General features: G+C 58.4%; 28 protein-coding genes. 13 read left to right on the forward strand and 15 right to left on the reverse strand.

The window, feature by feature from the left end:
* Positions 1 to 651 (reverse strand): DUF6651 domain-containing protein (locus tag T370_RS0105610; RefSeq protein ID WP_029435041.1); only part of this gene is annotated, 651 nt, incomplete at its 3' end.
* 218 nt (positions 652 to 869) lie between these two features.
* Between T370_RS0105610 and T370_RS0105615 the strand changes: the two genes are divergently transcribed.
* The 4 genes from T370_RS0105615 (at position 870) to T370_RS0105630 (ending at position 2,554) form a co-directional block, all read left to right on the forward strand.
* A complete protein-coding gene (locus T370_RS0105615; RefSeq protein WP_029435042.1) occupies positions 870 to 1,148 on the forward strand; it encodes a type II toxin-antitoxin system RelE/ParE family toxin in 279 nt (92 codons plus the stop codon).
* A gap of 8 nt (positions 1,149 to 1,156) precedes the next feature.
* Positions 1,157 to 1,456 (forward strand): HigA family addiction module antitoxin, encoded by a 300-nt coding sequence (locus T370_RS0105620; RefSeq protein WP_029435043.1) that lies wholly within the window; start codon positions 1,157 to 1,159, stop codon positions 1,454 to 1,456.
* A gap of 2 nt (positions 1,457 to 1,458) precedes the next feature.
* Positions 1,459 to 1,773: a type II toxin-antitoxin system HicB family antitoxin gene (locus T370_RS0105625; RefSeq protein ID WP_029435044.1), complete on the forward strand. Its 315-nt coding sequence runs from the start codon at positions 1,459 to 1,461 to the stop codon at positions 1,771 to 1,773.
* A 343-nt stretch (positions 1,774 to 2,116) separates the two neighbouring features.
* Positions 2,117 to 2,554 (forward strand): inhibitor of vertebrate lysozyme family protein, encoded by a 438-nt coding sequence (locus T370_RS0105630; RefSeq protein WP_029435045.1) that lies wholly within the window; start codon positions 2,117 to 2,119, stop codon positions 2,552 to 2,554.
* A gap of 81 nt (positions 2,555 to 2,635) precedes the next feature.
* On the opposite strand, the gene T370_RS25630 is transcribed toward T370_RS0105630, so the two are convergent.
* The 12 genes from T370_RS25630 to T370_RS0105670 form a co-directional block, all read right to left on the reverse strand.
* Complete coding sequence (locus T370_RS25630) at positions 2,636 to 2,956, reverse strand: hypothetical protein (RefSeq protein WP_211250474.1); 321 nt, start codon at positions 2,954 to 2,956, stop codon at positions 2,636 to 2,638.
* Positions 2,957 to 3,025: 69 nt separating this feature from the next.
* The gene (locus T370_RS25635; RefSeq protein WP_211250476.1) at positions 3,026 to 3,511 is read right to left on the reverse strand and encodes a hypothetical protein; all 486 of its coding nucleotides are present in this window, start codon (positions 3,509 to 3,511) and stop codon (positions 3,026 to 3,028) included.
* Positions 3,454 to 4,107 carry a hypothetical protein gene (locus tag T370_RS25640; RefSeq protein WP_211250478.1) on the reverse strand — a complete coding sequence of 218 codons (654 nt, stop codon included), beginning with the start codon at positions 4,105 to 4,107 and terminating at the stop codon, positions 3,454 to 3,456. The genes T370_RS25635 and T370_RS25640 overlap by 58 nt, the downstream gene beginning before the upstream one ends.
* Positions 4,067 to 4,423 carry a hypothetical protein gene (locus T370_RS0105640; RefSeq protein ID WP_156034338.1) on the reverse strand — a complete coding sequence of 119 codons (357 nt, stop codon included), beginning with the start codon at positions 4,421 to 4,423 and terminating at the stop codon, positions 4,067 to 4,069. Before T370_RS0105640 ends, T370_RS25640 begins: the two co-directional genes overlap by 41 nt.
* An 18-nt stretch (positions 4,424 to 4,441) precedes the next feature.
* On the reverse strand, positions 4,442 to 5,137 hold the full coding sequence (locus T370_RS23490; RefSeq protein ID WP_051643750.1) for a ParB N-terminal domain-containing protein: 696 nt from the start codon (positions 5,135 to 5,137) through the stop codon (positions 4,442 to 4,444).
* Entirely contained in the window at positions 5,134 to 5,343 is a 210-nt protein-coding gene (locus T370_RS25645; protein ID WP_211250481.1) for a hypothetical protein, read from the reverse strand. The genes T370_RS23490 and T370_RS25645 overlap by 4 nt, the downstream gene beginning before the upstream one ends.
* Positions 5,313 to 5,819 carry a phosphoadenosine phosphosulfate reductase domain-containing protein gene (locus T370_RS22695; RefSeq protein ID WP_211250483.1) on the reverse strand — a complete coding sequence of 169 codons (507 nt, stop codon included), beginning with the start codon at positions 5,817 to 5,819 and terminating at the stop codon, positions 5,313 to 5,315. The genes T370_RS25645 and T370_RS22695 overlap by 31 nt, the downstream gene beginning before the upstream one ends.
* Positions 5,819 to 5,983, reverse strand: coding sequence for a hypothetical protein (locus T370_RS24835; RefSeq protein ID WP_156034339.1), 165 nt, complete (start codon positions 5,981 to 5,983; stop codon positions 5,819 to 5,821). The genes T370_RS22695 and T370_RS24835 overlap by 1 nt, the downstream gene beginning before the upstream one ends.
* 58 nt (positions 5,984 to 6,041) lie before the next feature.
* Positions 6,042 to 6,317 (reverse strand): hypothetical protein, encoded by a 276-nt coding sequence (locus T370_RS0105655; RefSeq protein WP_029435048.1) that lies wholly within the window; start codon positions 6,315 to 6,317, stop codon positions 6,042 to 6,044.
* Complete coding sequence (locus tag T370_RS26065) at positions 6,314 to 6,442, reverse strand: hypothetical protein (protein WP_262359805.1); 129 nt, start codon at positions 6,440 to 6,442, stop codon at positions 6,314 to 6,316. Before T370_RS26065 ends, T370_RS0105655 begins: the two co-directional genes overlap by 4 nt.
* Positions 6,443 to 6,633: 191 nt before the next feature.
* Complete coding sequence (locus tag T370_RS0105665; RefSeq protein ID WP_248604223.1) at positions 6,634 to 6,912, reverse strand: RNA-binding protein; 279 nt, start codon at positions 6,910 to 6,912, stop codon at positions 6,634 to 6,636.
* 11 nt (positions 6,913 to 6,923) lie between these two features.
* A complete protein-coding gene (locus T370_RS0105670; protein WP_029435051.1) occupies positions 6,924 to 7,310 on the reverse strand; it encodes a D-Ala-D-Ala carboxypeptidase family metallohydrolase in 387 nt (128 codons plus the stop codon).
* A gap of 1,118 nt (positions 7,311 to 8,428) precedes the next feature.
* Here T370_RS0105670 and T370_RS0105675 point away from each other — a divergent pair.
* From T370_RS0105675 to T370_RS0105685, 3 genes are all read left to right on the forward strand, one after another.
* On the forward strand, positions 8,429 to 9,508 hold the full coding sequence (locus T370_RS0105675) for an ABC transporter substrate-binding protein (protein WP_005024415.1): 1,080 nt from the start codon (positions 8,429 to 8,431) through the stop codon (positions 9,506 to 9,508).
* Positions 9,509 to 10,223: 715 nt separating this feature from the next.
* The gene (locus T370_RS0105680; protein WP_034505861.1) at positions 10,224 to 11,090 is read left to right on the forward strand and encodes a hypothetical protein; all 867 of its coding nucleotides are present in this window, start codon (positions 10,224 to 10,226) and stop codon (positions 11,088 to 11,090) included.
* Between the two features lie 4 nt (positions 11,091 to 11,094).
* Positions 11,095 to 11,802 (forward strand): B3/B4 domain-containing protein, encoded by a 708-nt coding sequence (locus T370_RS0105685; protein WP_029435053.1) that lies wholly within the window; start codon positions 11,095 to 11,097, stop codon positions 11,800 to 11,802.
* 282 nt (positions 11,803 to 12,084) lie between these two features.
* On the opposite strand, the gene T370_RS0105690 is transcribed toward T370_RS0105685, so the two are convergent.
* Positions 12,085 to 12,447: a hypothetical protein gene (locus T370_RS0105690; protein WP_029435054.1), complete on the reverse strand. Its 363-nt coding sequence runs from the start codon at positions 12,445 to 12,447 to the stop codon at positions 12,085 to 12,087.
* Positions 12,448 to 12,532: 85 nt separating this feature from the next.
* Positions 12,533 to 13,462, reverse strand: coding sequence for a patatin-like phospholipase family protein (locus T370_RS0105695; protein ID WP_005024421.1), 930 nt, complete (start codon positions 13,460 to 13,462; stop codon positions 12,533 to 12,535).
* Positions 13,463 to 13,779: 317 nt separating this feature from the next.
* Between T370_RS0105695 and T370_RS0105700 the strand changes: the two genes are divergently transcribed.
* The 6 genes from T370_RS0105700 to gsiC all read left to right on the forward strand — a co-directional run bounded on the left by T370_RS0105700 (position 13,780) and on the right by gsiC (position 24,422).
* Positions 13,780 to 14,112 (forward strand): ArsR/SmtB family transcription factor, encoded by a 333-nt coding sequence (locus tag T370_RS0105700; protein ID WP_005024422.1) that lies wholly within the window; start codon positions 13,780 to 13,782, stop codon positions 14,110 to 14,112.
* 22 nt (positions 14,113 to 14,134) lie between these two features.
* Positions 14,135 to 18,082 (forward strand): MFS transporter, encoded by a 3,948-nt coding sequence (locus T370_RS0105705; RefSeq protein WP_029435055.1) that lies wholly within the window; start codon positions 14,135 to 14,137, stop codon positions 18,080 to 18,082.
* Between the two features lie 321 nt (positions 18,083 to 18,403).
* Positions 18,404 to 19,393 carry an isoaspartyl peptidase/L-asparaginase family protein gene (locus T370_RS0105710; protein ID WP_029435056.1) on the forward strand — a complete coding sequence of 330 codons (990 nt, stop codon included), beginning with the start codon at positions 18,404 to 18,406 and terminating at the stop codon, positions 19,391 to 19,393.
* 380 nt (positions 19,394 to 19,773) lie between these two features.
* A complete protein-coding gene (locus T370_RS0105715) occupies positions 19,774 to 21,666 on the forward strand; it encodes a dipeptide ABC transporter ATP-binding protein (RefSeq protein ID WP_029435057.1) in 1,893 nt (630 codons plus the stop codon).
* Between the two features lie 222 nt (positions 21,667 to 21,888).
* Positions 21,889 to 23,433: a glutathione ABC transporter substrate-binding protein GsiB gene (gene gsiB, locus T370_RS0105720; protein ID WP_029435058.1), complete on the forward strand. Its 1,545-nt coding sequence runs from the start codon at positions 21,889 to 21,891 to the stop codon at positions 23,431 to 23,433.
* 65 nt (positions 23,434 to 23,498) lie between these two features.
* Entirely contained in the window at positions 23,499 to 24,422 is a 924-nt protein-coding gene (gsiC, locus tag T370_RS0105725; protein ID WP_005024432.1) for a glutathione ABC transporter permease GsiC, read from the forward strand.
* Position 24,423 lies beyond the last annotated feature (1 nt).

Here is a 24,423-nt window from a genome sequence, read left to right on the forward strand (position 1 = left end):
CTTCAGGATGCGGTCCTTCATGGGGTATTTGTCGATGATGGCCTCAAGCGCCTCTTCGGGCGCGGCGAAGGTGCCGGGATCGGAGCGGCTGAAAATGGGCTGGCCGTTCATGGTGGCAACCACGCGCAGCTCGCCGTTTTCCTCCTTCACCTCGAAATGCCTGCCGAACGAGGCGTAGGCCACGTCGGAGGGAAGCACGGTCTTGTCCTTCAGGAACGCGCTGGAATCGAAGATGCCCTTGACCAGCAGCGTGCGGATGGAGGCTTCCTTGGCGGCCAGCCTGTCGGCGGAATCTTTCTTGGAGTCGGCGAGGGCCTTTTCGAGATCGGAAATCTTTCCGTCATAGGACTTCTTGATTTCCATCTTGAGGTCGTCGACTTTTCCCGCGTCGATGAGCTTCCCGGCGTCAAGGTTGGCAACGGTTTCCAGGGCGGCCTTGGCCTTTTCCGGGTCAATGCCGTCAAACGCTTTGAGCTGGCTGGTCAGGGCGTCGATGTCCTTGCGCCGTCCGGCTGATTCCGCGTTGACGGCGGAAATTTTGTTCACGAGGTCGGGGACGTTATACGCAATCTCCGCACCGTCTTCGGCAACCCATACGGGGAAGCCGTCCTTCACCACCACATGGCCGTTTTCGTCGAGCTTGAGTTTCATGGTATCCTTCTCGGTTCGGGTTAGGGCTTCGCGCCGGGGCATTCCTTGGCATCACGTCACGATAGGCGGGCAGGGCCGCATAATTGGGCATGAGTATAGACCCGCAGCCGGGATGTGCCGCAAGGGGTTGTTGGAAGGTTTCTCGCGTGGAGGGAAAGAATTGACAGGGAGGATGGAGACAGTATATATTCTGCTTATCGTAATACGAATGACGTTGTATGATTGCCAGCTTTAAGGACAAAGAAACACAGCATCTTTTCGAAACAGGCGAACATCGCAAGCTAGGTGATGCGGTACGTTCGGCGGTACGGAAATTGAGGATTCTACATGCGACAACCAAGCTGGAATCTTTGCGAATACCCGCTGGGAACAGGCTTGAAGCCCTGCGCGGAGATCGGGCGGGGCAGTTCAGTATCCGCGTCAATGACCGCTGGCGTATCTGCTTCACATGGGAAGACGGAAACGCGTATGATGTCGAAGTAGTAGATTATCATTAGGAGGAAATATGCTTGCTATCCATCCCGGAGAAATTCTCCGCGAAGAATACATGGCCCCGCTCGGCTTGAGCGCGAATGCCCTTGCCATCGCCCTCGGCATCCCCGCCACACGGATTCATGAAATTCTGCACGAAAAGCGCGGCGTCAGTACGGATACCGCCATGCGTCTGGCCCGGTATTTCGGGACTGACATGGAGATGTGGATCAACTTGCAGGCGCAGTATGAAGCCTGCCTTCTGAAAAGGGAAAAGGGGCAGGAGTTCATGCGGATCATCCCGCATCGGGCTGTACAGGCTTCCCTTCAGTAGCTATGGAAAAGTATACCTATCGCGTCATTTGGTCGGAAGAGGATCAGGAGTTTGTGGGGCTGTGCGCCGAGTTTCCCATCTTGTCATGGCTGGAAGAGGAACAGGACGCGGCCTTGCATAGAATCGTCCGGCTTGTCTCGGATACGTTGAAGGACATGGAAGCGAACAAGGAGCCGATCCCTGAGCCGCTTTCCCTTCGCAAGTTTTCCGGGAACTTTGTCGTCCGCACGACGCCTGAGATGCACCGTCAGCTTGCGATCCTCTCCGCAGAGGCGGGAGTCAGCCTGAACCGCTATGTGAATAGCCGATTGCTGTAGAAAAAGTAGGAGTGCGATACCTAGCCAGCGGAGAGGCGTACACTCTGATCTATTCTGGTAGAGCTCGTGCCCAGTGAGGGGAAGTTCCATTGTTGACAAAGTTCCTTGGGCGACCGAGATCTAGAAATATGTAATAGAGGAAAGGAACGGTTAATCATATCCATCCGAGAGATTTTGTGTTACTCTTGGACTACAAATAGGGAGTCTATACCCCAAAACAGCTTCCGCTCATAATTCTTGAGGAATATTGTTCCCGAGCGACTCCAGAAGTAGACCTTCAACGTGTAGTCTTGCCGTAGGGTGATTGAGCAAAAACTCCGGCAATCATCGAAGGAGAAAAGAAGTGAAAAAAACGATCATAGCCTTTGCAGTGTTGGGTATTCTGCTCTTGGCCAGCATCGGCGCCTATGCCTCGTCCATATCCGACAAACAGGCCCAGGCATGGGAACAGGCACTGAAAGGCGAGAGCCGGGCGGATCTCCCTGAGTGGATATTCCATGGCTTTACGGCACTTGGAACGGCCAATATGGTACAGTGCAATGGTGAAACATATCTTGTCAGGCAGCAATGCAAACCGCATGATTGCGGCAATAATTTCATTATCAGCGCCTACCAGCCTTCATCTCAAAAAGCTTGGGGAATGATAGTTGAAGTGAAAGATGTACCTGAAGCAATAGATACCCCGAGTAAATATGCCCGTTATATATTTATCGGCAAGCCGGACAAGGCAATCCAATTTCTTCTGATGGAGCAACTGAAGGAAGATCCAAATTGGAAGTAAGCGAGTCATCACGCTTTGATGATATAATCACCCTCCATGATGCAAAAGCCCCGGTCAGCCTAGACTGCCGGGGCTTTTGCGTCACCCTTGGCCTTCCTTCGCGGGCGTCTGCCCCTTGATCTTCACCGTCGCCTCGCCCACATCATACGACTCGTTGTATTTCGCCTCGATCCCGTCCTCCTTAGCTCCAAGCCACCGGGCGGCGAGCTTCCAGCAGAGGGCTTCCGCGCTGCCGCTGCGCCGGGCGAAGCTGGCAAGCTGCGTGTCGAGCTGTGTTTTGTCGATGGCCTTGGACTCGGCGGACTGTGGACGGACCATGCGAAGGGCGATTTCCCACACGCTGGCCTCGTCGCGGGCAAGGGCTTCGGCCTGCGCCTGAAACGCGGTGCCTGACGGCTCCACCTACTGCGCGGTGATGCCGCCCGGTTCCGTACTCATGAGGGCGTTGGAGCTGGCGACCACGAACGTGTCTCAATGCTCCTGGCTTACGCCGCCCACATTGAGCAGAGGGACGGCCCGGTCGAACAGCATCTTGTCGAGTTCCGAGTCCCGTCTGTAGATGCGCAGGATCAGGGAGAGCACGTCGTCCGTAGCGGGGAGCCCGGTCATGGGGGAGATCGGCTCGAACAGGAACGGCACCAGCGGTACGGCGCCGAGCCCGTGCCTGCGCTCGCCGTTTTCGGACAGAGCGTACTCGGTGTTTTCCTTGTCCTTCATCGGGCGGCGGTAGCGCGTCCATGAGTCCCGCGTCCAGACGGTCAGGGTTTCGTAACGGAGCGGGGCGGCGAAGGCTGCGGGGTGCTCCATCTCTTCGCTGTGGACGACCGCCCACGCGAGGCCCTTGGCGTCCATCCCCCAATCCCATACGTCGTCTGGGCTGATAGAGGTGAAATAAGGGGTCATACGGCGACCGCTGGCCCTGTCCTCCGCCACGGTTTCCCCTTTCTTTTGTTCCATGTCCACTTTTCCCGCTTGACGATGCCCTTTGCCACTTCCCGGCTGGACATGCGGAGCCCCTCATTGGGGACGACGCGCCCGGCGCTGTCGCACTTGGCCCCGTACCACTCGGCAAAGCGGATCAATGCCCCACGGGGGTAGAAAACGCCGTCCGGCGCTGCCGTGCCGTCCGCCGACCGGAAGCAGTACCAGCCTTTGGGGACGGCGAACGGCCTGATGACGTTCCGATTAGGCGACCATACGCCCCCGAAGAACGCCCCGGCGACTACGTTCCAGTCTCCGTTGAGCCATGCGCGCCGCAGGTTGTCGTCCGTGATGGATTCCAGACGAAGGAGGTACTTCGGGTCCGCCTCGATGAGGTGCTTGTTGTCGTAGATGGTGGCGGGGATGAATACCCGCTTGCTGCCCGCGGCGTCCGTGATGGGCGTGAAGGACGGGGCGGGATCGATGAAGTACCGTTTGACCCACAAGTGCCCGACGCCGAGCGGGTTGGCCGTACAACGGATGAGTTTTGGGGCCTGCGGGTTGCTGGAGCGGAGAAGCCCTTGGCAGTCTCTACACGTCCATGCTCGGCTTTCCGGTGGGCGTTCCGGCAATCTCCTCGGCGTCCATCGCCTTCATGATCCGGCACAAAATACGCAGCTCCCGCATTCGCAGGGTTTTGAGGGTTTCCCTGAGCGTCGTCAGAGGATTGATGTCCAAACTGTCGCGATAGGAAAGTTCCTCCGGCGTCATGGTCGAGGCGAGGATCGTCTCGTACTGCCCGGTCTTGAGGGCATTCTTCGAGCCCTTGGGGGCTCCACCCTTGCGGCGGGAGGCTCCCCCGTGCATGTAACAGACCGTCTGCCCGTGCATGGCGGCACGGCGGCACCGCTCGCCGGTCCGTTTACTTTTTGCCGTACATTGACCCATCACACACCATCATGAGGGTTATTCCCCACTGTCGACGCCAAAGCGCCGAGAGAGGATGTCGCCATTCACGAACTGCTCACAGACGGGCACGCCCATCTCCATGAGAAAACGGTCCTTGGCCTTCTGATTCTGAAAAACGACCGTGAAGTAAAAGTCCGCACTCTGCGCTTCCTGCATGTCCTTCATGCTGTCGGCCCGGTGGTCGCGTACCTCGCGGATTTGCTCCTTGGTGGCGGTGACGTCCTCGGTGTCCTGAAACAGTGCGGAGAAGCGAGGATCCCCGTCGAACATCATGACCGCCGTGGATTCGGTAAATCCCAATTCTTCGGCAGTGAACCCGTCCGCCTGCATCAGGTTGCCGAGCATACCGACATCCCAATCTCCCTGTGCATCAGGATTGTTCAGGAATACGTTGGCCTGTTTTTCTTCCCGGTCCGTCAGAGCCACCACGGTTACGCGGAGCTGATAATCCCCGGCCTCCGGATACTTCTCGTTGTAGTCGAGTGCCTTGAGCCGCTGGTGCCCTGAAACGATGTTTCCAGTACGCTCGTTCCAGATGATGGTTCCGAACAGGCCGTGCTTTTTGATAAAGGCGCGGAGACGCTTTTCCGCCCCCTCCCCAATGATGCGGGGATTGTAGGGTGCCTCCTTGATCTGGGAACGCAGGATGTACCGCTCCTCACCTTTCTGAAATTTGGTCGCGGCGACGCTCATGTCGTACCCTCCTGTTTCTTCGCAAACACATACTGCGCCAAACTGACGCCCACGAGCGGAAACCATGATTCGATGTGGGCGTAATCCTCCGGGTAGACCCGACGGCTCGCGGCGAGATCGCTTCCCATGAGTGATCGGAAGGAAAAGCTGAGGTGCTGCGTTTCCGGGGCGACCTTCAGCCTGTGATGCCGGATGTAGGCGTACACGTCCGACTTGCTCCAGTGCGCGAGGGGGAAAACCGCCCTCGTTTGGGATTCACCACGCCGCCGTCGCCCTTGATCATGGCCCGGCGTACGATGGAGTCCGCGATGCGTTCCCCTGCCGCGATCCACCAGACGCCGGACTTCGACCGGGCGTAGGTGTATACATCGAGGAAGGAGATGATCGGCACGTCGAAATCGTATTCCCGGAACGTACCGTACCGGAGCCATTCCACGAGCATGGGATGCGGCACAATCATGACGGGAACCCTGTAGCGACGCTCAACCCAGTCAAGACACGCCCGCTGGAACGAGAGTATCGGCCCAAGCCGCATGAAGACGGGCTGAATCCTCTTGAAATACCGTGCGCACAGGTCAAGAGTCACAGCCGAGTCCTTGCCCCCGGAATAGAAGACAAGAACCCGGTCTGTGATGTTCGCAGCGGCCTTGATGCCGTCAAAGAGAAGGGTCGTGGCCGCCACTATGGATTAACCCCCGGAGCCGCCCATACTCTTGCGGCGGAGCATGTTCCGACCGCGGGAACCGAGATCGGATCGGAACGGCGTCCGTCAGTAGTCCCGCCAGTGGAGTAGTGGCGGCGCCCTATCGTGCCGACAGCCTGACCAGCAGTTTGTGTCTTGGCCATGGTGTTTCTCCTTTTTTAGAGTGGATGTTTATTGCCTCAGCCGAAATATGTGAGCCGACTATCCCGCGATCCAGCGCGAAAGGACGTTCCCGGCCGCTCCTGCCGCAGCCGCTACAGCCACGAGTGCGGCCATGCCCCCGGCCCGGCGGGTTTCGGCGGCTTCAAGCGCGGCAACGCGGGTTTCGAGCATGGACATGCGCTTGCCGTGGTCACGCAGGTTTGAAATGACCACATCGTCAATACGCTCGCGCAGTCCGGCAAGTTCGGCCTTGACCGCGGACAGCTCGGCCTTCACTTCCCCGATCTCGCGGACAAGCTGCACGTCGTCGTTCATCGCCCCGCCTCCACGCCCTTGATCCACAGGAGCAGGTTCCCGGCCTCGCCAGCGGGCAGGTGCACCCACTCGCCGGGCTCGGTGAACGTCTCGCCCCGGTAGGTGTAGGACCACTCACCCGTCACGACGGCCCCCGGCGTCAGCGGAGCCGGGCTTGTCGCGGCGGTCGGTTCCACCCATCGAGTGCACTCACTCGCCGCCAGCGTCATCACGCACAGCAGTGCGATCAGCCTCGCGGCGTTCGCCGTGCCGTTGACGCAGCCACAGCTTGAGGAGCCCGGCGAGCGATGAAAGGAACTCAAGGACGGCCCGCACATCACTTTCCCGTCACGGCCTTGACTTCGGCCTTCACGGTTTCGGACTTGCCGTCAGCCACGGCGCCCTTGTTCTGCCCGAAGTGTGCGGCAAGGGCATGGGCCCAGCGGTAGAAGACGGCATAAAGCCCGGTCGGTTCCTTCGGCACGGGCATCCATACGGTGGCCACGGCGCACAGGCCGCACACGGTCATGACCACGCTCAGGGCGGTGACGAGCCACGCCGCGTCGGGATACTGCGCGGAAAAACTCATCAAGGTCGAAAGGATGAAATCAATCACGGTCGCTTCCATCAGTACTTGCCTCCATGCTGGTAGAACGCCACGTCACGCGGCTTGTCCGGGTCGTTGTCCACATGAATCCACGTCGGAGCCAGCTCGACGCGCCGAAATCCGGCCTCAAGCAGGGCTTGCAGCATGACGAAACGGGAATGGGAATCCACGCAGCGGATATCCACGGCATAGCCGCGAGTATGGGAGGACGTGGGCACGCCGCCGACCGCCTTGTTGTGCTTCGGGCAGCGGTACGCGGAAGAAAGGGGGAACGGGATGCCCGCCAGATCGCGGGCCTCGTCGAGCATCTGGAGCAGGTCGGCGTCCATCTTCTCCATGCCCGCACCGCACCCGCACTTGCAGCGGAATTCGACCGGGGAGAAGTGGCGCAAGGAAAGAACAGCCATAAAAAACTCCTGATTTTTGGTCAGGAGCATACCATTTCAAGGGGATGAGGGTTCAAGGGGTTGTTGGAAGGTTTTTTCCTCGCGCGGCTTTCTTCCAGTAGCCGTGCCCGCCGTTCACAGGCTTGACCCAAACGTCGGTATATTGGCAATTTTGACACCCACAGAATTGAGTAGGCATAGCAGCGATAGCGGCGCAGCTTGGTCACAAGAATATCACTACCACCGGAGGCTTTTATACCCACGCACTCGTCTCGTCCCAACGCCGTGCAGCAATAGCCCTGTCCGCTTGCACCAATTGGGTACAAAATGGTGCGGAAAATGACACTTAAAAACAATATTATTAATAAGTTATGCCAATAAAATCCTTTCCATAAAAAAGGGAGCCTTTCGAGGCTGCTTTTTTTTGTGGGCAAAAGGGAGGGCCGAATGGTTGTAATCGTTTTCTTGTGAAAGAAGAGCTTTTTTAGGAAGGGAAAAGTTTTTTGATGAGTAGAGAGGATTTTCTATGTAACCATCTGATAATGAAAGTGTATTGAGTTATTAAAGACATATTTCTGAGAAATGAAAGTATGTTACGGAGAGTTTTTTCGATACAGAAGAAAGGCACGGAAAGAAAAAATTTTGTATATTATTTAATATAGATACGTGAAATAGATGGTTCGTCCAAAGTCTTCACAAGGTTTTATCTCATATATCACTAGACAAACAAGCCGGCTATCTGATACATCCAAATAAAATGATTCATATTAAATTACACAATGATACTAAAAATAAAAGTACCGTTGTGCAAATACTGTTTTTGTGTTTTTAATTTTTTATTAAATACTAATAATATATTGTTTTTATTAATAAAAATTTAAAACAAACGAAAAATATCTTAGATAATTTTTATTTTAAAATATTTCACTAAAAATATATAAATATCAGGTTCGTTTCTTGCCGTAATCAAATAACATATTGAAATAAAATTAAAATATCTAATTGCGATTCCTTATGCCCGCTATGCCATGTGGCTATGGACGGGAATTCGGGCCGGGAACGCTCACAAAGGAGGTGGCCTCTTCCGAACTGGCGGCACGAGTCGCGTTCACCAGAATTTTTTTCATCAGGAGAAACGTATGCGCCTCAGAAAGTTTTTCAGTTGCTGTATCGCCCTGTTGCTCTGCCTTGCCATAAGCGCGCCGGCCTTTTCCGCTCCCCTGACCAAGGTCCGTACCGCGTGGATGGATGAATTCGAAGCGTTCCCCATTTGGTACGCCAAGGAAAAAGGTTGGGATAAGGAAGCCGGGCTGGATCTTGAAATCCTGTATTTCACGTCCGGGATGGCGATTCTGAACGCGCTCCCCTCTGGAGAATGGCAATACGCCGCCATCGGCGCGGTGCCCGCCATGATGGGGGCTCTCCGTTACAACACGTATGTCATTGCCAATGCCGATGAGGAATTCCTCATCAACCGCGTCCTCGTCCGGCCCGACAGCCCCATCGCCAAGGTGAAAGGGTGGAACAAGGATTATCCGGAGGTTCTCGGCAGCCCTGAAACCGTGAAGGGCAAGACCTTCCTGACCACCACCGTCTCGTCCGCCCACTATGCGCTCAGCGTATGGCTGCGTGTTCTCGGGCTCACTGAAAAAGACATCGTGCTCAAGAATATGGATCAGGCGCAGGCCCTCAGCGCTTACGAAGACGGCATCGGGGACGGCGTATGTCTCTGGGCCCCCCATGCGTATGTGGGCGAGGCCAAAGGCTGGAAGCTTGTCGCCAACCCCAAGCTGTGTGGGCGTAGCAGCCCTTGCGTGATCGTGGCCGACCGCAAGTATGCGGATGCGAACCCTGAGGTGACCGCGCGTTTCCTCTCCGTGTATATGCGGGCCATGAATATGCTGCAGAACGAGCCGCTGGAGTCCCTTGTCCCTGAATACCGCCGCTTCTTCCTTGAATGGGCGGGCAGGGACTACCCCGCCGATCTGGCACTGCTCGATCTTCAGACGCACCCGGTCTTCAATCTGGACGAGCAGCTCGCCATGTTCGACGCCTCCAAGGGTCAGAGCAAGGCCCAGTACGCGCAGAGCGAAATGGCCAGATTCTTCGCCGAAATCGGCAGCATCAACAAGGATGAACTGAAGAGGGTGGAAGACGGCTCCTACGCCACGGACAAGTTCCTGAAGCTCATCAAGAAGCCCATACCCTCCTACAAGTAAACGGATGTCCCTCTGCCCTGAAGGGAAGGCTTCGGCCTTCCCTTTTTTGTTCAACGCGGTAAAAAAATTATCCTTTACAAGATATGGAGAGTGTTCATCAATGGTTTCTATTCAGAACTTGGAATGATAAGCCATATCGGTGCCGATGCGTTTGCCGTGTGGATTCCTGATCTCGCGGATACGCGGGCTCTTGGAAAGAAATCCGGTGGCTGTTGGACGTTGGCCATACGTTCGAACCATGTCCGGTTGCAGTGCCGAGGGGCGGTAGGGGCTCGTCGGCGATACAGTATGTATTGACTTGTATCAAAAGACATATGAGAGTCGGGCTCTCCACCCTGTTGAAGAGAAGTATCCCTTCTTTACAATGGGATCAGTATAGAACCAAAGTAGCGCCGGATTAGAAACTGAAAATGATTCCTGATTGACAAGGGAAGAGCTGTGGGCTAGGGAGCCTGTGCGAATGTATTCCCTTGTTGCCTGGATAGAGCGTTTGTAGAGCAAATCCCGGCCGAGGTAGGCCTTCCGCCCATGTGGAGACATACGCCGGGAAAGAGGGGTTCCGCTTGTGAGGGAGTGGGAACAAGAGGACGGGCTTGCCGGGCGTTCTGCCCGGAATGCCGGAGCAGGCTGGCTATGAGCCGCCGTGCAGCGAGGGAGGCCCGGATGACGAGCCGTGATTCCCTTCCGACAACCGACCGGAATGAAGGCGTGAACCGTGATAGAGAAATGCGAACCGATTACCCATCTGTTTGATGCTGTCCATCAGTTATGGGATCACAGGCGTACGCAGCGTGCGTTCGCTACCCTGATCTTCTTCATTTATCTTGCGGGGCTTCTGGGTATCGAGGCCAACCGGCAGGGGGTACTGCCTCCGTGGCTGGAGCATATTACGCCCATAAGCCACTTTCAGGCGATCCATCTGGCTTTCACGCTTATCCTCGGCATGGAGGTGATGGAGCTTATCCTGACCATTTCCGGATCGCTTTCCAAATCGCTCGGCAAGCAGTTTGAAGTCATGGCCCTCATCCTGCTCCGGGACGCCTTTAAAGAATTATCCAAGCTCCCCGAGCCGGTCAGCCTCACGTCAGGCATCGAGCCGGTGGTGCACATCGCCTCTGCGGGGCTGGGCGCGCTGATCATCTTCATTTGCCTCGGTTTTTATTATCAGCTCCGTACCCATCAGAATTATATAACCAATCCAGAAGAACAGATGCGGTACGTCATGTCGAAGAAGCTCATCTCGCTCGTGCTGTTCCTGCTCTTCGTAGGCATCGCCGTCCGGGATTTGATATTGTTCGTGCAGACCGGCAATGACGCTGACTTCTTTGAAACCATCTACACCATCCTGATCTTCGCGGACATCGCGCTGGTGCTCATTTCGCAGCGGTTCATGCCGGATTTTCACGCCGTGTTCCGCAACTCCGGTTTCGTGATCGGGACGCTGATCATGCGCCTGTCCTTGTCCGCCCCTTGGCCTTGGAACATCGCGTCGAGCATTTTTGCGGCGGTTTTTGTCCTGGCCCTGACGTGGGCCACCACCTATTTCGGGCCTTCGCGTCTGCGGAAGCCGTTACCGAGGTAGCGTCATGCTGTATGAGATCGAACAGGCTGTTTTTGAACGTTTTCCGGGATATGCGCGGATGGCCGTGGTTGCCGAGGGCGTGGACAACACCCGGGAAATCCCTGAGCTGGCCGAACTGCTGGCCCAGTGTGAGGAAGGCGTGCGCCGTGATGATCTGGAGGATTTCTGGCATGTCCCGGTGCTGGAAACATGGGCCGAAGCCTTCTCGGGCATGGGCATCAAACCCAAGAAGAACCCGCCGTCCGTGATCAACCTCATCAAGCGCTGCCGTGCGGGGAAACCTCTTCCGTTCATCAATCCGCTGGTGGCGATCTTCAACTGCATCAGTCTGAAATATTTGTTGCCGTGCGGGGGCGACGACCGGAACGTCATCGAGGGCGATCTGCGCCTCGGCATTGCGGACGGTACCGAAAACTATGTGCCGCTCGGCCAGCCCGACGTGCTGGAGCACCCGCAGCCCGGCGAAGTCATCTATTATGATACGGCGACGAAAGATGTGTTCTGCCGGGCATGGTGCTGGAAGAACGGCAACCGCAGCAAATTGATGCCCGAAACCACGAATGCGGTGATCAATGTGGACGCGATGCCGCCTCTGCCCTTGGCGACCGCCGAACAGGCCGCCGAAGAAGTCGCCGGGCTGCTCCGCCGCTTCACTGGAGCCAAGACGGCCATCCATAAGCTGACCGCCGAGACTCCGCGCTTTACGCTGTGATGATTCGTACCCCGGCCCCTCTCCGGCACCGTATTCTCGGCAAGACGGTTTTGGGAGGTTTTCAGGGTTGTTTTGGCCAGAAGGCTTTCCCTGCAGGTATGGGGAAGGCGAACGCCGTGTTCCCGTTTTATCGGTAGTCCCGGCACGGCGCTGGTCGGGGATGCTCCGTATGGGGCATCCCTTTTTTTATGGCGTTGAGCTTCCTTATGGAAAGAGTTCCATGAGTTATCGTGGCTATGGGCGTGACTCCGTTTTGGGAGATCCTCCATAACGGAATAGGCGTTATTTCCGGGGGATGGCACGCATAGGGTTCTTCCCGAAAAACAAGGCGGCGGCTATGACAGCCAGACACGGAGCCCATACCCAGCGCAATTCTGAGAGCATGACGGAGAGCCCCCGTTGCGACAGGAGCCCCTTGAGGCCGAACGGCGAAACCCGGATAGGGCGCCAGTCGCAGAAGTACCGGGTTTGGTCGAAGGGCCAGAACGCGTCGGCATAGCTGATGCCGAACCGGAAGCCGATGACGTCGGCATCCGGCAAAACGGCGCACAGGATGCCGAAGAGCAGCATCCGGGTGGAAACCCGTCCGCCCAGGAGTGCCGCCAACGCGAGCACGGGTGCGGGATGGGAAAAAACAGTGGGCATGGGGAACTCTTGAGATGGCGGCCTAGGTGTTGCTGCATGGCGGGATAGGATGTCCCCTTGCCTTTCACCCGGATCGTCCGTCATGTCAATCGCCTTGGTGCGCGTGGCCGAAGTCCCTATGCAGGAGTGTTTCAAGCGCCGGGAGCGCCCTGCTGACGCACGCTTTCCCTTCGTTGATGACCTCTTCGGCCTTGTAGAATTCCAGCAGCCCGACATGGGCGAGCCTCGGCGTCAGAAAAATGTCCGGAGGATCTCCGGCCATGCGGCTCCGGGTGATCCTGTCCTGCACGATGTCCACGGCACTGGCGATGGTGCCGAAGACGCTCGGCGGGTGGTGTGCGGGGGATTCGTTTTCGCCGAACAGCGTGGTGCCGTACTGCCTGATGGTCATGGCGATACGTTCCACGAAATCTCCCTCGCCCTCTTTATTTTCTTTCGGCTTTTTCTTGGCGGAGTGCCGCCCGATGAGCTCGCCGTTCAGGTTGACGGCGAGGACGATGTCCGCCCCAAGCGCACGGCAAACGGAAATAGGCACGGGATTGACCAGCCCGCCGTCAAACAGCCAGCGGTCATGATAAAAGACGGGCGGGAACAAACCGGGAAGGGAGATGGAAGACCAGATCGCTTCTTCAAGCGGACCTTTCTTCAGCCAGTATTCCCTGCCGGTGCTCACCTCCGTGGCGACGGAGGCATAGCGCACGGGCAGATCTTCGATGAGCATACCCGGCGGGGTCACACAGTCCGCGAAGAAGGCACGGAGTTTTTCCTTATTCACAAACCCATCGATGGACATGCTGAAATTGAAGTACGACGCCGTATTAAGTTTGGTCAGCGCGCACACGCGCTGCTTCAGCCGGCCAAGGTTTCCGGTGGCGTACGCCGCGCCCACAATCGAACCGATGGACGTCCCGCACACGATTTCGGGGTGGATGTCCAGCTCCGCGAGTGCTTCAATGATGCCTATATGCGACCAGCCCCGTGCGGAGCCGCTCCCCAGCGCCAATCCTATTTTCATGGCAGACCGCCTCATTGCATATTCGATCCTGCCCGGAGGAGGGCAGGGTGGATGCGCGTTTTTTGAAGTATTTTTTGATCGCGTTCCAGATTTTTTATACGGTGTGCCGCCGTTTCTGTCGATAGCGTTACAAATCGTTTCTTGAACATCGTGAAGCCCTATTCAGAGGAAGCGGAAGGCACCCGTTGGAACAGAAAACACCTAATAGTGTATAATAAAAAGAGAAAAATACAATCATTCAAGCGTATATGTGAGAAAAACGCGCGTGAGGAAGAAAATGCTTGACTTATTATAACTAAAAAACTAGTTTTTTAGTTATGAATACACACTACCTCAACGGACTGCCTCAGGAATGGACTGCCATCGCTGAAGTTTTTTCAGCACTGGGGGATGGGACACGGCAAACGATCCTGCTGCTCTTTGAGCCGGGGGAATCCATCGAGCTGAAAACCTTCGTGGACATCTTGCCGCTGAGCCGTTCGGCGGTGGTGCACCACCTTAAAGTCTTGGAGCAGGCGGGATTGTTGATCCCGCACAAGCACGGGAGGGCTCTTTCGTACACGCTCAACCTTGCCTGCGCCGTCCATGCGCTTGGACAGGTCAAGACGTACGCCGACGAACTGCTTGCCGCGACCGAAGCGGCGCAATGACACACCTTTTTGGAGTCGTTCCATGAGTACCGACAGCGGGAATCAGAAATATCAGGCGCTTGCCCTCGGGACCAGCTATGCCCTTGGGACCTTCAACGACAACTTCTTCAAGCAGGCCGGCCTGCTTCTTGCCGTGACCACGGGCAACGCGGTGTTCCAATCGCAGGTGACGTTCCTATTCGCGCTGCCGTTCGTGCTCTTCTCCGCATGGAGCGGCTGGCTTGCCGACCGTTTCGCCAAGAAAAGCCTCGTCATCTGCGCGAAGACGCTGGAACTCGCGGCTATGCTGGCGGGAGCGTGGGGCATGGTGACGCTCGACTGGAACTGGATGCTCGCCATGACCTTCTGCATGGGCCTGAGCTCCACGCTGTTCAGCCCGGCGCTCAACGGCTCCATCCCCGAACTGTTTCCCGTCGGCCAAGTCCCCCGCATCAACGCCTTGTTCAAGCTCGGGACCACGGCGTCCATCCTGTTCGGGGTGTTCCTCGCCGGGATCGCGCTGGATCAGGCATGGATCGAAACGGCTTACCCCTTCGGCCGCTGGCTGGTGGCGATATTGGCCGTGACCGTCGCGGCCGGGGGGCTTGTGAGTACGGCCTTCATTCCCGCGTACCCGGGAGCCGGAAGCCGCAACCCTTTCCCATGGTCGGCGGTCATCGATTCCTTCCGCTTTCTGCGCACTCTCCGCAAGGATGGCCCGCTGCACCTTGTCATCTGGGCGGAAGCGTTCTTCTATTTCCTCTCGACCCTGCTGTTGCTCGAGATCAATAACCTTGGGGGCGCGGAACTCGGCCTGTCCTATACGGCGACCAGTTTCCTGCCCGTAGCCCTGATGGTCGGCATCTGCGCGGGCTCGCTGCTCGCCGCCAGAGGCACGCCCGAAAGCTGGCGCACGCTGCTGGTCCCGGCGATCATGGGCATCGGCGTCCTGCTGTGCCTTGTGCCGGTCGTCGCCGCTGCCGATCCCGCGCTCCGGCTTCCATTGCTGTTCGGGCTGTACGCGCTTGCCGGGACGTGCGGCGGGCTCTACCTCATCCCGATCACCAGCTTTATCCAAGTCCGTCCCGCCGCCACGGACAAGGGGCGCATCCTCGGGCTCGACAACTGCCTTTCTTTCACCGGCATCCTGCTTGCGGGCCAACTGTATCTGCCCCTGTCATTGTTGCGGCCCTCGCACGGGCATGTGGTCCTCGGCATTCTCAGCTTGGGCGTTGCCTGCATGTTTCTGGCCGTGATGCGTGGTTTCGGGCGGCATCAAAACCCTGAAGAACCGTTTTCGGAGCCGGTCCCGGCGACTTCATCCTTGCCCCCGGTTGCGCATGGTCCCGGTTTTCGGGCGCTGCTGGCGTTTGTCCGCGGGCTGTTGCGGCTGCGCTATACGATAGAGGTGGAAGGGCTTGAAGCCGTGCGCGCCCGCGACGATGGGCGTCCGATTCTGTTCCTGCCCAACCATCCGGCACTTATCGACCCAGCGCTTGTCTACACGAGCCTTGCGGGCTTTGCGCCGAGGCCCCTCGGGGATGAACGCCAAGTCGAACAGCCGGTGATCCGCACGCTGACCCGATTGATCGGAACCATTTCCATACCGGATCTGCGCCGGGAGGGACGCACGGCGGAGAGCGGGGTGCATGAGGCGTTGGAACGCGTGGCCGGAGTCCTGCGCTCGGGCGGGAATGTCCTTCTTTATCCCGCCGGGGGGCTTACCCGTACGGGCCGGGAACGGCTCGGCGGCAATCGGGGGGTATACAGTTTGCGCGGGCTGGTTCCGGATGTACGGCTGGTACTCGTCAGGACGACGGGCCTCTGGGGAAGCTCGTTCAGCTGGGCGCGGGGTACGGCTCCGGATATCCTCAAGGGATTGGCCCGGGGCGTGTTCGAACTGCTGCTCAACGGCATATTCTTTATGCCGCGCCGACGGGTGCGGATATCGGTATCGGAACCGGAATTGCCCGGACAGGCCGATGGGCTGCGCACGCTCAACGAGGCGCTGGAAACCTTCTACAATGCGGACATGACGCCCGCGCTCGCTGTACCATACCATTTCTTGCTCGGTTCCACGCCGAAGGAACTGCCCGCGCCCGTAATGCAAACCCCGGACGGGGCTGCCTTGGCGGACGTACCAAAGGCCATCAGGGAAAGGGTATTGGCCATCCTGCGGGAAGAGAGCGGGGTGGAGGTTATCGAAGATACGGCGACGCTCGCCACGGATCTGGGGATCGACAGCTTGTCGCTCATCAATGTCAGCGTACGGCTTGAGGAGATTTCCGGCCAGCCCATCGAGCAGCTTGAAGCGCTGCGCACGGTTGGTGATTGTATCCTCGCGGCGGCAGGACTGCTCGGCGCGGCAGGTGAAGCCGCCGAACCGCCCGCCGCGTGGTTCCCCACGGGAGAGGCGCGCACCCTTTCGGTCCCGGACGGACGGAATCTGGTGGAGACGGCATTTCGGCAGGCCATGCGCTCTCCCTCGCGGCTCATGCTTGCCGACGGAGCTGCCGCACTCTCGGCGCGGGATATGATCATGCAGGCTTTTGTGCTGGCGTCCTTCATCAAGGCAAAAGCGGGGAACGGGGAGCGCGTCGGCATCATGCTGCCCGCTTCGGCTGCAGCCGTGCTCGTGTGGCTCGGGGCGCTCATGGCCGGAAAGACGCCCGTGATGTGCAATTGGACGAGTGGGGCGGCCAACTTTTCCCACGGCCTTGAAGCGGCAGGCGTGCGCCGCGTCTTCACTTCGTCCCGCCTGCTGGACAGGCTTTCCGGGCAAGGGTTCCCCGTCGGCGAACATGCCGATGTCTGGGTGGCGCTTGAAGACGCGAAGCGCCTTTCGCTCCCGGCGAAGCTCGGCGCGTTCCTCAAGTCCCGCCTGCTGGGTATTCCCTGCCTCGGAGAGGCCGTCATCCCGCGCCGCGTGCCGGAAACGGCGGCGATCCTGTTCACCTCGGGTTCCGAGGCTCTGCCGAAGGCCGTACCGCTCACCCATATGAACATCCTTGCAAACTGCCGGGACATCGCCGCCGTGCTCAAGATCACGTCGCACGACAGTATGTTGTCCATGCTTCCGCCGTTCCATTCCCTCGGGCTGACCGGGAACATCGCCTTGCCGCTGGCTTTCGGCCTGCCCGCCGTCTACTACGCGAACCCCACCGAAGGAGCACGGCTTGCGGCCCTGACCCGGCGCTGGAAGCCGACGATCACCGTGGCTCCCCCCACATTCCTTGACGGCATGTTGCGGAAGGCCCGCCCTGGGGATCTCGCTTCCCTGCGCCTCGGGTTCGTGGGAGCGGAGAAGTGCCCCGACAGCGTGTATGCGGCCTTTGCCGAGGCAGCTCCCGGCGGCGTCCTGTGCGAAGGCTACGGGGTGACGGAATGTTCCCCGGTCATCAGTGTGAACCGTCCCGGAAGCGTCCTTCCCGGCACCATCGGCCAGCCGCTGCCGTCCGTGAGGGTTGCCGTCGTGTCTGCGGAAGGGGAACCGCGCCGCGTGGCTCCCGGCGAAACAGGTATGCTGTTGGTGTCCGGCCCCAACGTCTTCGGCGGGTATCTGGGCGTGGATGCGGACAAGCAACCCTTTGTGGCTTTTGAGGGTATGGAATGGTACCGCACCGGGGATCTGGTGAGCGAGGCTGCCGACGGGTGCCTGACCTTCCGTGGACGCCTGAAGCGTTTCGTCAAGGTTGGCGGTGAGATGATTTCACTCCCGCAGATCGAGAGCGTGCTTGCGGCGGCTTTCGGCGAGGGACGTTCCGAAGAATCCGGCGAACAGGGCCCCGCGCTTGCGGTCGAAAGCGGAGAGGACGGAACCATTGTCCTGTTCACTACGCTCGACATTACCCGGGAAGAGGCCAATGCGGCCTTGCGGGCCGCGCGCCTTTCCGGGCTGTCCGCCGTCGCCCGTGTGCAAAAACTGGCGTCTATCCCGGTTCTTGGAACCGGAAAGACCGATTACAAGGCGCTCAAGGCGTCCTGCGTCTGAGGAGGCTCGCGCGCGGGGAGGTTCATTCTGAAAAGGCCTTCTTCCAAGGACAACCCGCGTTGGAAGGCGCAACAGGGATTCAAAACGAAGCCTCTTGAGAGGCTGAATGAGAGGCTCCGCGCGAATACGTTTGGGGAAGGGGGAATTTCTCTTTGGAAAAGTTCCTCTTCCTCAATAGCCCCACACCGTTTCAAAGCGCGTCGGTACTAACTCCCTTCCTCGGTTATCCCGTCAAAGCGGGCTATACAAAAAGATGAAGGCGCGGTAGGAATGCGCCATATTTCGGGGAGATTCCTTTCCGTTTTTTTGGAGGAAACGTTCATGGTACAGGTTCCTGTTTTGGCTATTCACGGCGGCGCGGGCACAATCAACCGGGAAGCCCTTTCCACTGAGGCGGAGCGCGAATACCGCGGCGCCCTTCAGTCCATTCTGGAGAAAGGGCGGGACGCGCTGACCGCCGGAGCCTCCGCCCTTGATGCGGTGACGCTGGCCGTGTCCATGCTTGAGGACTGCCCGCTGTTCAATGCCGGGCGCGGCGCGGTTTATACCAGTGCCGAAACCCATGAGATGGACGCCGCGATCATGGACGGCAGCACGCTGCGGACCGGCGCGCTTTCGTGCGTGCACGGCGTCAAGAACCCGATCCGGGCGGCCCGTGTGGTCATGGAGCAGTCTCCGCATGTCCTGATGACCAGCGACGGCGCGATGGCGTTCCTCCGCGAGCACGGCGTGGAATTCATGCCCGATGCGTACTTCGACACGGAACACCGTTTGGCTCAGCTGCATCAGGCGCAGACGAGGCAGCCCGGCGCGGCAGTGCTCGACCACGACGGCGCGGCTGCGGCGAGTAAACTTTCCTTCGCCGGAAATCCGCTCGACGAGAAGACGAAAATGGGCACTGTGGGGGCGGTGGCGCTGGATAGCCGGGGCAATCTGGCTGCGGCGACCTCCACGGGCGGCATGACCAACAAGCTTCCCGGACGGGTAGGGGATACGCCCATCGTCGGCGCGGGTTGCTATGCCGATGATGGCGTGGCGGTTTCCTGCACCGGTTCCGGCGAATATTTCATCCGGCTGGTGGTGGGGCACGACGTAGCGGCCCGCGTGCGCTATCAGGGGGCGAGCCTTGAGGACGCCGTACGCGCCGTGCTGGCCCGGGTAGGCGAGCTTGGAGGCACGGGCGGGCTCATTGCCGTGGATAAAAAGGGGCATGTGACGCTGCCGTTCATCTCCGAAGGCATGTACCGGGGATGTGTCAGGGGGGCGGAGGCTCCGCTCGTGGCCATTTATGGACAGGAAGAAGGCTGCTGAGCGTAGAAAAAACAGGTGGTGAGTTCATTCTGTATGTCGTTTCCGCCTGTTGTTTGCATTTATTCGTGAAGATGAGCGAGGTCGGTGATTTTGTTCTGTTTTTCACGATAAAGAGAAAAAAGGCATTCAGCCCTTTTTTGTAGAGGGGGAGTGCTTTTTTTCTATTGACAGAACAGGGTTGTTTAGGCTTCTAATGGATATTCTCGAACGAAAACGAAGGCTACGGGATTTTCCCAACGTGGTTTTGCCGGTTCAGCAAGGCCCTGTGAAATCCCCAGCCTCGAATTTGTTCCGCTAAAGTTGTTGGCTTGTCCGCGTCCGTCTCTGGAAACCGTTCCGGAAGGGGCGGAGTACCGTTAGGTTGGGAATTGGAGAAGGGAATGGGGCCGAGTGACAGAAACGTCCTGGAAGTCCAGGGATTGACCGTCCGCTTCGATACGTCCGAACGAAGCGTTGTTGCCGTAAAGGATCTGGGGTTTCACGTGCGGGCCGGGGAAGTTCTGGCCATCGTGGGTGAATCGGGTTCCGGGAAATCCGTTACGTCATTGTCCGTGATGCGCCTCATTGAGCATGGCGGGGGAACCATTGCCTCGGGGAAGATCTCCTTCACCCGCAGGAACGGTGGAAAACTCGATCTGGCCAAGGCCGCCGACAGTGTCATGCGCACTATCCGGGGCGGCGAAATTTCAATGATTTTTCAGGAGCCCATGACCTCCCTGAACCCCGTATTTTCCGTGGGGACACAGGTAGCGGAGGCGGTCATGCTCCATCAGGGGCTCAGCCACGCGGAGGCCGAGGCTGAAGCTCTCAGAATGCTTGAGCTTGTCCGTATCCCTGAAGCCAAGCAGATCCTCAAGCGGTATCCGCACCAGCTTTCCGGGGGGATGCGCCAGCGCGTCATGATCGCGATGGCCTTGTCCTGCAAGCCTTCCCTGCTTATCGCCGACGAACCGACGACAGCGCTCGACGTGACCATTCAGGCGCAGATCCTCCAGCTCATCCGGCAGCTGCAGGAAGAGATGGGCATGGCGGTCATCTTCATCACCCACGACATGGGCGTGGTGGCGGAGGTCGCTGACCGGGTACTCGTCATGTACCACGGGGAAGCGGTGGAAGAGGGCACCTGTGAGCAGATTTTCCACAACCCGCGCCACCCCTACACGCAATCCCTGCTGGCGGCTGTCCCGCGCCTCGGATCCATGCGGGGGACTGACGAACCCGCTCCCTTCCCGCTGCTGCGTATTACTGATCCCGAAGCCGAACAGCTGGGCACCGCCGACATGGATGAAACGCCCGTCGACATGCCCGAACCTGCCGCTTCCGCGCCATCCGTATCGGATGGACCCGTGCTCAGTGTGGATAACCTGATCACCCGCTTTGATGTGGAAACCGGTTTCTGGGGCAAGGTGAAACGCCGCGTCCATGCCGTGGAGCAGGTGAGTTTCAATCTGTATCCCGGCGAAACCCTTGGCCTGGTGGGTGAGTCCGGCTGCGGAAAGTCCACTATCGGCCGTTCGCTGATTGGGCTTGAGACCCCGCGTTCGGGCAGTATTGTGTTTAACGGGCAAGAACTTACGCAGGTATCCGGCTCTCAGCTGCAAAAGCTGCGGCGTAATATCCAGTATGTATTCCAAGATCCCTATGCGGCTCTGGACCCTCGCCTTACGGTCGGCTTTTCCATCATGGAGCCCTTGCTGATCCATAAGGTCTGTTCCCGGCAGGAGGCCGAACGCCGGGTTGGGGAACTGCTGGAGCGCGTCGATCTGGATCCCGCGATGGCCGTCCGCTATCCGCATGAATTCTCCGGCGGGCAGCGCCAGCGCGTCTGTATCGCCCGCGCATTGGCGATGAATCCGGAAATCATCATTGCCGACGAATCCGTTTCCGCCCTCGACGTATCCGTACGTGCCCAGATCATCAACCTCCTTCTGGCCCTCCAAAAAGAATTCCGCATTGCCTTCCTCTTTATTTCCCATGATATGGCCGTCATAGAACGCGTCTGCCATCGGGTGGCCGTTATGTACCTCGGGCAGATCGTGGAACTTGGCTCCCGGCGTGACGTCTTTGAAAACCCGTTGCATCCCTATACCAAACGACTCATGTCCGCCGTGCCTATTCCGGATCCCTCGCGGCGCACCATGTCGCATACCTTGTTGACTGGCGAAATCCCAAGCCCTGTCCGTTCAGCGGATTATGAGCCCGTGGTGGCCCCCCTGAAAGAAGTGAGCCCTGGCCATTTCGTATCTGAAGAGCAGGTGGCGAACTGGTTTTAGGATCGTCTAACGTTTCGCGCTTCAAGAGTGCTTCGCCGAGGGAGACGTTTTTCGGCGGGACTCCGTTTTCATGGCGAGCTTGGCTGCATAAAGGGTGCCTTTCGAGCCTGTTGGAGCGGAAGCGCTGAGTTCGTTCAACACGTTCAGGATTGTCCGACGTTCCGCGATGGCGCAGGGCGTCGTCATCAACCCGCCGTTCAGGCGCATCAGTGAGGAGTATGTATGTTTTTTTGTAAGACATGGAAAAAAGTGCTTATTGCCGCGACGATGGTTGTAGCGTTGTGCGCTCCGCAGGCCCATGCGTCCAAGGACGTGGTGCTTGCCATCGCCTCGACCCTGACCACCACCGACCCGTGGGATGCCAACGATACGCTGTCCCACGCTTGCGCGAAAACCTTCTATGAAGGGCTGTTCGGCTTCAACGAGAAGCTTGAGCTGCGTCCCGTGCTCGCCGAAAGTTACGACGTGTCCCCCGACGGGCTCGTGTACACCTTCCATCTGCGCAAGGGTGTGAAATTCCACGATGGTACCGATTTCAACGCCGAAGCCGTCAAGGTCAACTTCGACCGCGTTACCAACCCGGAAAACAAGCTGAAGCGCTACAGCCTGTATTCCAACATAGCCAAGACCGAAGTGGTCGACGACCTCACCGCCAAGGTGACCTTGAAGACGCCCTTCTCGCCTTTCATCAACCAGCTCGCGCACCCCTCCGCGGTCATGATTTCCCCCACCGCGCTCAAGAAGTACGGCAAGGACATCATGTTCCACCCCGTGGGCACCGGCCCGTACAAGTTCGTGGAATGGAAGCAGACCGATTATCTTAAGGGTGCGAAGAACGAGAACTACTGGCGCCCCGGCTTGCCCAAGATCGATACCATCACCTGGGTGCCCGTTGTGGACAACAACGCCCGTTCCGCGATGATGCGTACCGGCGAAGCCCACTTCACCTTCCCCGTGCCGTATGAACAGGCCGCCGTTCTGGAAAAGGACGAGCACCTCAAGCTGGTCGCCGCGCCTTCCATCGTGACGCGCTACCTGAACATGAATATGCTCCAGAAGCCGTTCGACGACCTCCGTGTGCGTCAGGCCATCAACTACGCCATCAATAAGGAAGCCCTCGCCAAGGTAGCTTTCAGCGGTTACGCCTTCCCCTCGGAAGGCCCGCTGCCGCAGGGCGTCGACTATGCCGTCAAGCTTGGTCCTTGGCCGTACAACCCCAAGAAGGCTAAGGAATTGCTTGCCGAAGCCGGATATCCCAATGGTTTCGAGACGACGCTGTGGTCCGCTTACAACCACACCACCGGCCAGAAGGTGATCCAGTTCATCCAGCAGCAGCTCGCTCAGGTGGGCATCAAGGCTCAGGTTCAGGCTCTGGAAGCAGGCCAGCGCGTGGAAAAGGTGGAAAGCCATCAGGATGCCGCCACCGCCCCCGTCCGCCTGTACTACACCGGCTGGTCCTCCTCCACCGGCGAAGCCGACTGGGGCCTGCGCCCGCTGTTCGCCGGCGACAAGACTCCGCCTTCCATGTACAACATTTCCTACTACAAGAACCCCACTGTGGACGCGGACATCATGAAGGCGCTCGGCACCACCGACCGCGCCGAAAAGACCAAGCTGTACACCGAAGTGCAGGAAGAAATCTGGAAGGATGCGCCCTGGGCCTTCCTCGTGACCGAAAAGCTGCTCTACGCGACCAGCAAGAAGCTGACCGGCATGTACGTCATGCCTGACGCCAACTACTTCTTCGAAGAAATCGATCTGCAATAATTCCAGTGTCAGGGCCGGGCGTCATGCCCGGCCCGTCATTCCGCCCTTCGGCGAGGTTTCAACGGATGCTCCACTATTTTCTCAAACGCCTCCTCGGGTTGCTGCCCACACTGTTTCTGGTCGCGGTGATCGTGTTCCTGTTTGTGCACATGCTTCCCGGCGATCCCGCGCGCCTTGCCGCCGGGCCGGAAGCGGATCAGGTCACCGTGGAACTGGTGCGCAAGGATCTTGGGCTGGACAAGCCCCTTCCTGAACAGTTCATCACCTATTTCGGCAACATCATTACCAAAGGCGACTTCGGCACCTCCCTGCGGACCAAGCGCCCCGTCAGTGTGGAAATCGGGGAGCGTTTCGCGGCGACCTTCTGGCTCACCGTCTGGAGCATGGTCTGGTCGGTCTTCTTTGGGCTGATCATCGGCATGATTTCAGCCACAAAGCGCAACAAATGGCAGGATCACGCGGGGATGGCGCTTGCCGTTTCCGGGATTTCCTTCCCGACCTTTGCGCTCGGGCTGTTGCTCATGGAAATTTTTTCCGTTTCGCTGGGCTGGCTGCCCACTGTCGGAGCGGACTCGTGGAAACACTATATTTTGCCGTCCATCACGCTGGGGGCGGGCGTCGCCGCTGTCATGGCCCGGTTCACTCGCGCGTCTTTTGTGGAGATCCTGCAGGACGACTACATCCGTACGGCCCGCGCCAAAGGCCTGAGCGAGTGGGCGGTCATCGTCAAGCACGGCCTGCGCAATGCGCTCATCCCTGTCGTGACCATGATGGGCCTCCAGTTCGGTTTTCTGCTCGGCGGTTCCATCGTGGTTGAGAAGGTATTCAACTGGCCCGGCCTTGGCCGTCTGCTCGTGGATGCCGTGGAAATGCGGGACTATCCGGTTCTTCAGGCCGAAGTGCTCCTGTTTTCGCTCGAATTCATCCTGATCAACCTGCTGGTGGATATCCTCTATGCCGTCATCAACCCACGAATCTGCTTCAAGTGAT

Source organism: Bilophila wadsworthia ATCC 49260, from assembly GCF_000701705.1.
GTDB classification, from domain to species: Bacteria; Desulfobacterota; Desulfovibrionia; order Desulfovibrionales; family Desulfovibrionaceae; genus Bilophila; species Bilophila wadsworthia.

Excerpts from the sequence above, each read along its gene's own strand:
- T370_RS0105615 (WP_029435042.1), top strand. The coding sequence starts at position 870 with ATGATTGCCAGCTTTAAGGACAAAGAAACACAGCATCTTTTCGAAACA.
- T370_RS0105620 (WP_029435043.1), top strand. The coding sequence starts at position 1,157 with ATGCTTGCTATCCATCCCGGAGAAATTCTCCGCGAAGAATACATGGCC.
- T370_RS0105625 (WP_029435044.1), top strand. The coding sequence starts at position 1,459 with ATGGAAAAGTATACCTATCGCGTCATTTGGTCGGAAGAGGATCAGGAG.
- T370_RS25635 (WP_211250476.1), bottom strand. The coding sequence starts at position 3,511 with ATGGAACAAAAGAAAGGGGAAACCGTGGCGGAGGACAGGGCCAGCGGT.
- T370_RS0105640 (WP_156034338.1), bottom strand. The coding sequence starts at position 4,423 with ATGGGTCAATGTACGGCAAAAAGTAAACGGACCGGCGAGCGGTGCCGC.
- T370_RS23490 (WP_051643750.1), bottom strand. The coding sequence starts at position 5,137 with ATGAGCGTCGCCGCGACCAAATTTCAGAAAGGTGAGGAGCGGTACATC.
- T370_RS24835 (WP_156034339.1), bottom strand. The coding sequence starts at position 5,983 with ATGGCCAAGACACAAACTGCTGGTCAGGCTGTCGGCACGATAGGGCGC.
- T370_RS0105655 (WP_029435048.1), bottom strand. The coding sequence starts at position 6,317 with ATGAACGACGACGTGCAGCTTGTCCGCGAGATCGGGGAAGTGAAGGCC.
- T370_RS0105670 (WP_029435051.1), bottom strand. The coding sequence starts at position 7,310 with ATGGCTGTTCTTTCCTTGCGCCACTTCTCCCCGGTCGAATTCCGCTGC.
- T370_RS0105675 (WP_005024415.1), top strand. The coding sequence starts at position 8,429 with ATGCGCCTCAGAAAGTTTTTCAGTTGCTGTATCGCCCTGTTGCTCTGC.
- T370_RS0105685 (WP_029435053.1), top strand. The coding sequence starts at position 11,095 with ATGCTGTATGAGATCGAACAGGCTGTTTTTGAACGTTTTCCGGGATAT.
- T370_RS0105690 (WP_029435054.1), bottom strand. The coding sequence starts at position 12,447 with ATGCCCACTGTTTTTTCCCATCCCGCACCCGTGCTCGCGTTGGCGGCA.
- T370_RS0105695 (WP_005024421.1), bottom strand. The coding sequence starts at position 13,462 with ATGAAAATAGGATTGGCGCTGGGGAGCGGCTCCGCACGGGGCTGGTCG.
- T370_RS0105700 (WP_005024422.1), top strand. The coding sequence starts at position 13,780 with ATGAATACACACTACCTCAACGGACTGCCTCAGGAATGGACTGCCATC.
- T370_RS0105705 (WP_029435055.1), top strand. The coding sequence starts at position 14,135 with ATGAGTACCGACAGCGGGAATCAGAAATATCAGGCGCTTGCCCTCGGG.
- T370_RS0105710 (WP_029435056.1), top strand. The coding sequence starts at position 18,404 with ATGGTACAGGTTCCTGTTTTGGCTATTCACGGCGGCGCGGGCACAATC.
- T370_RS0105715 (WP_029435057.1), top strand. The coding sequence starts at position 19,774 with ATGGGGCCGAGTGACAGAAACGTCCTGGAAGTCCAGGGATTGACCGTC.
- gsiB (WP_029435058.1), top strand. The coding sequence starts at position 21,889 with ATGTTTTTTTGTAAGACATGGAAAAAAGTGCTTATTGCCGCGACGATG.
- gsiC (WP_005024432.1), top strand. The coding sequence starts at position 23,499 with ATGCTCCACTATTTTCTCAAACGCCTCCTCGGGTTGCTGCCCACACTG.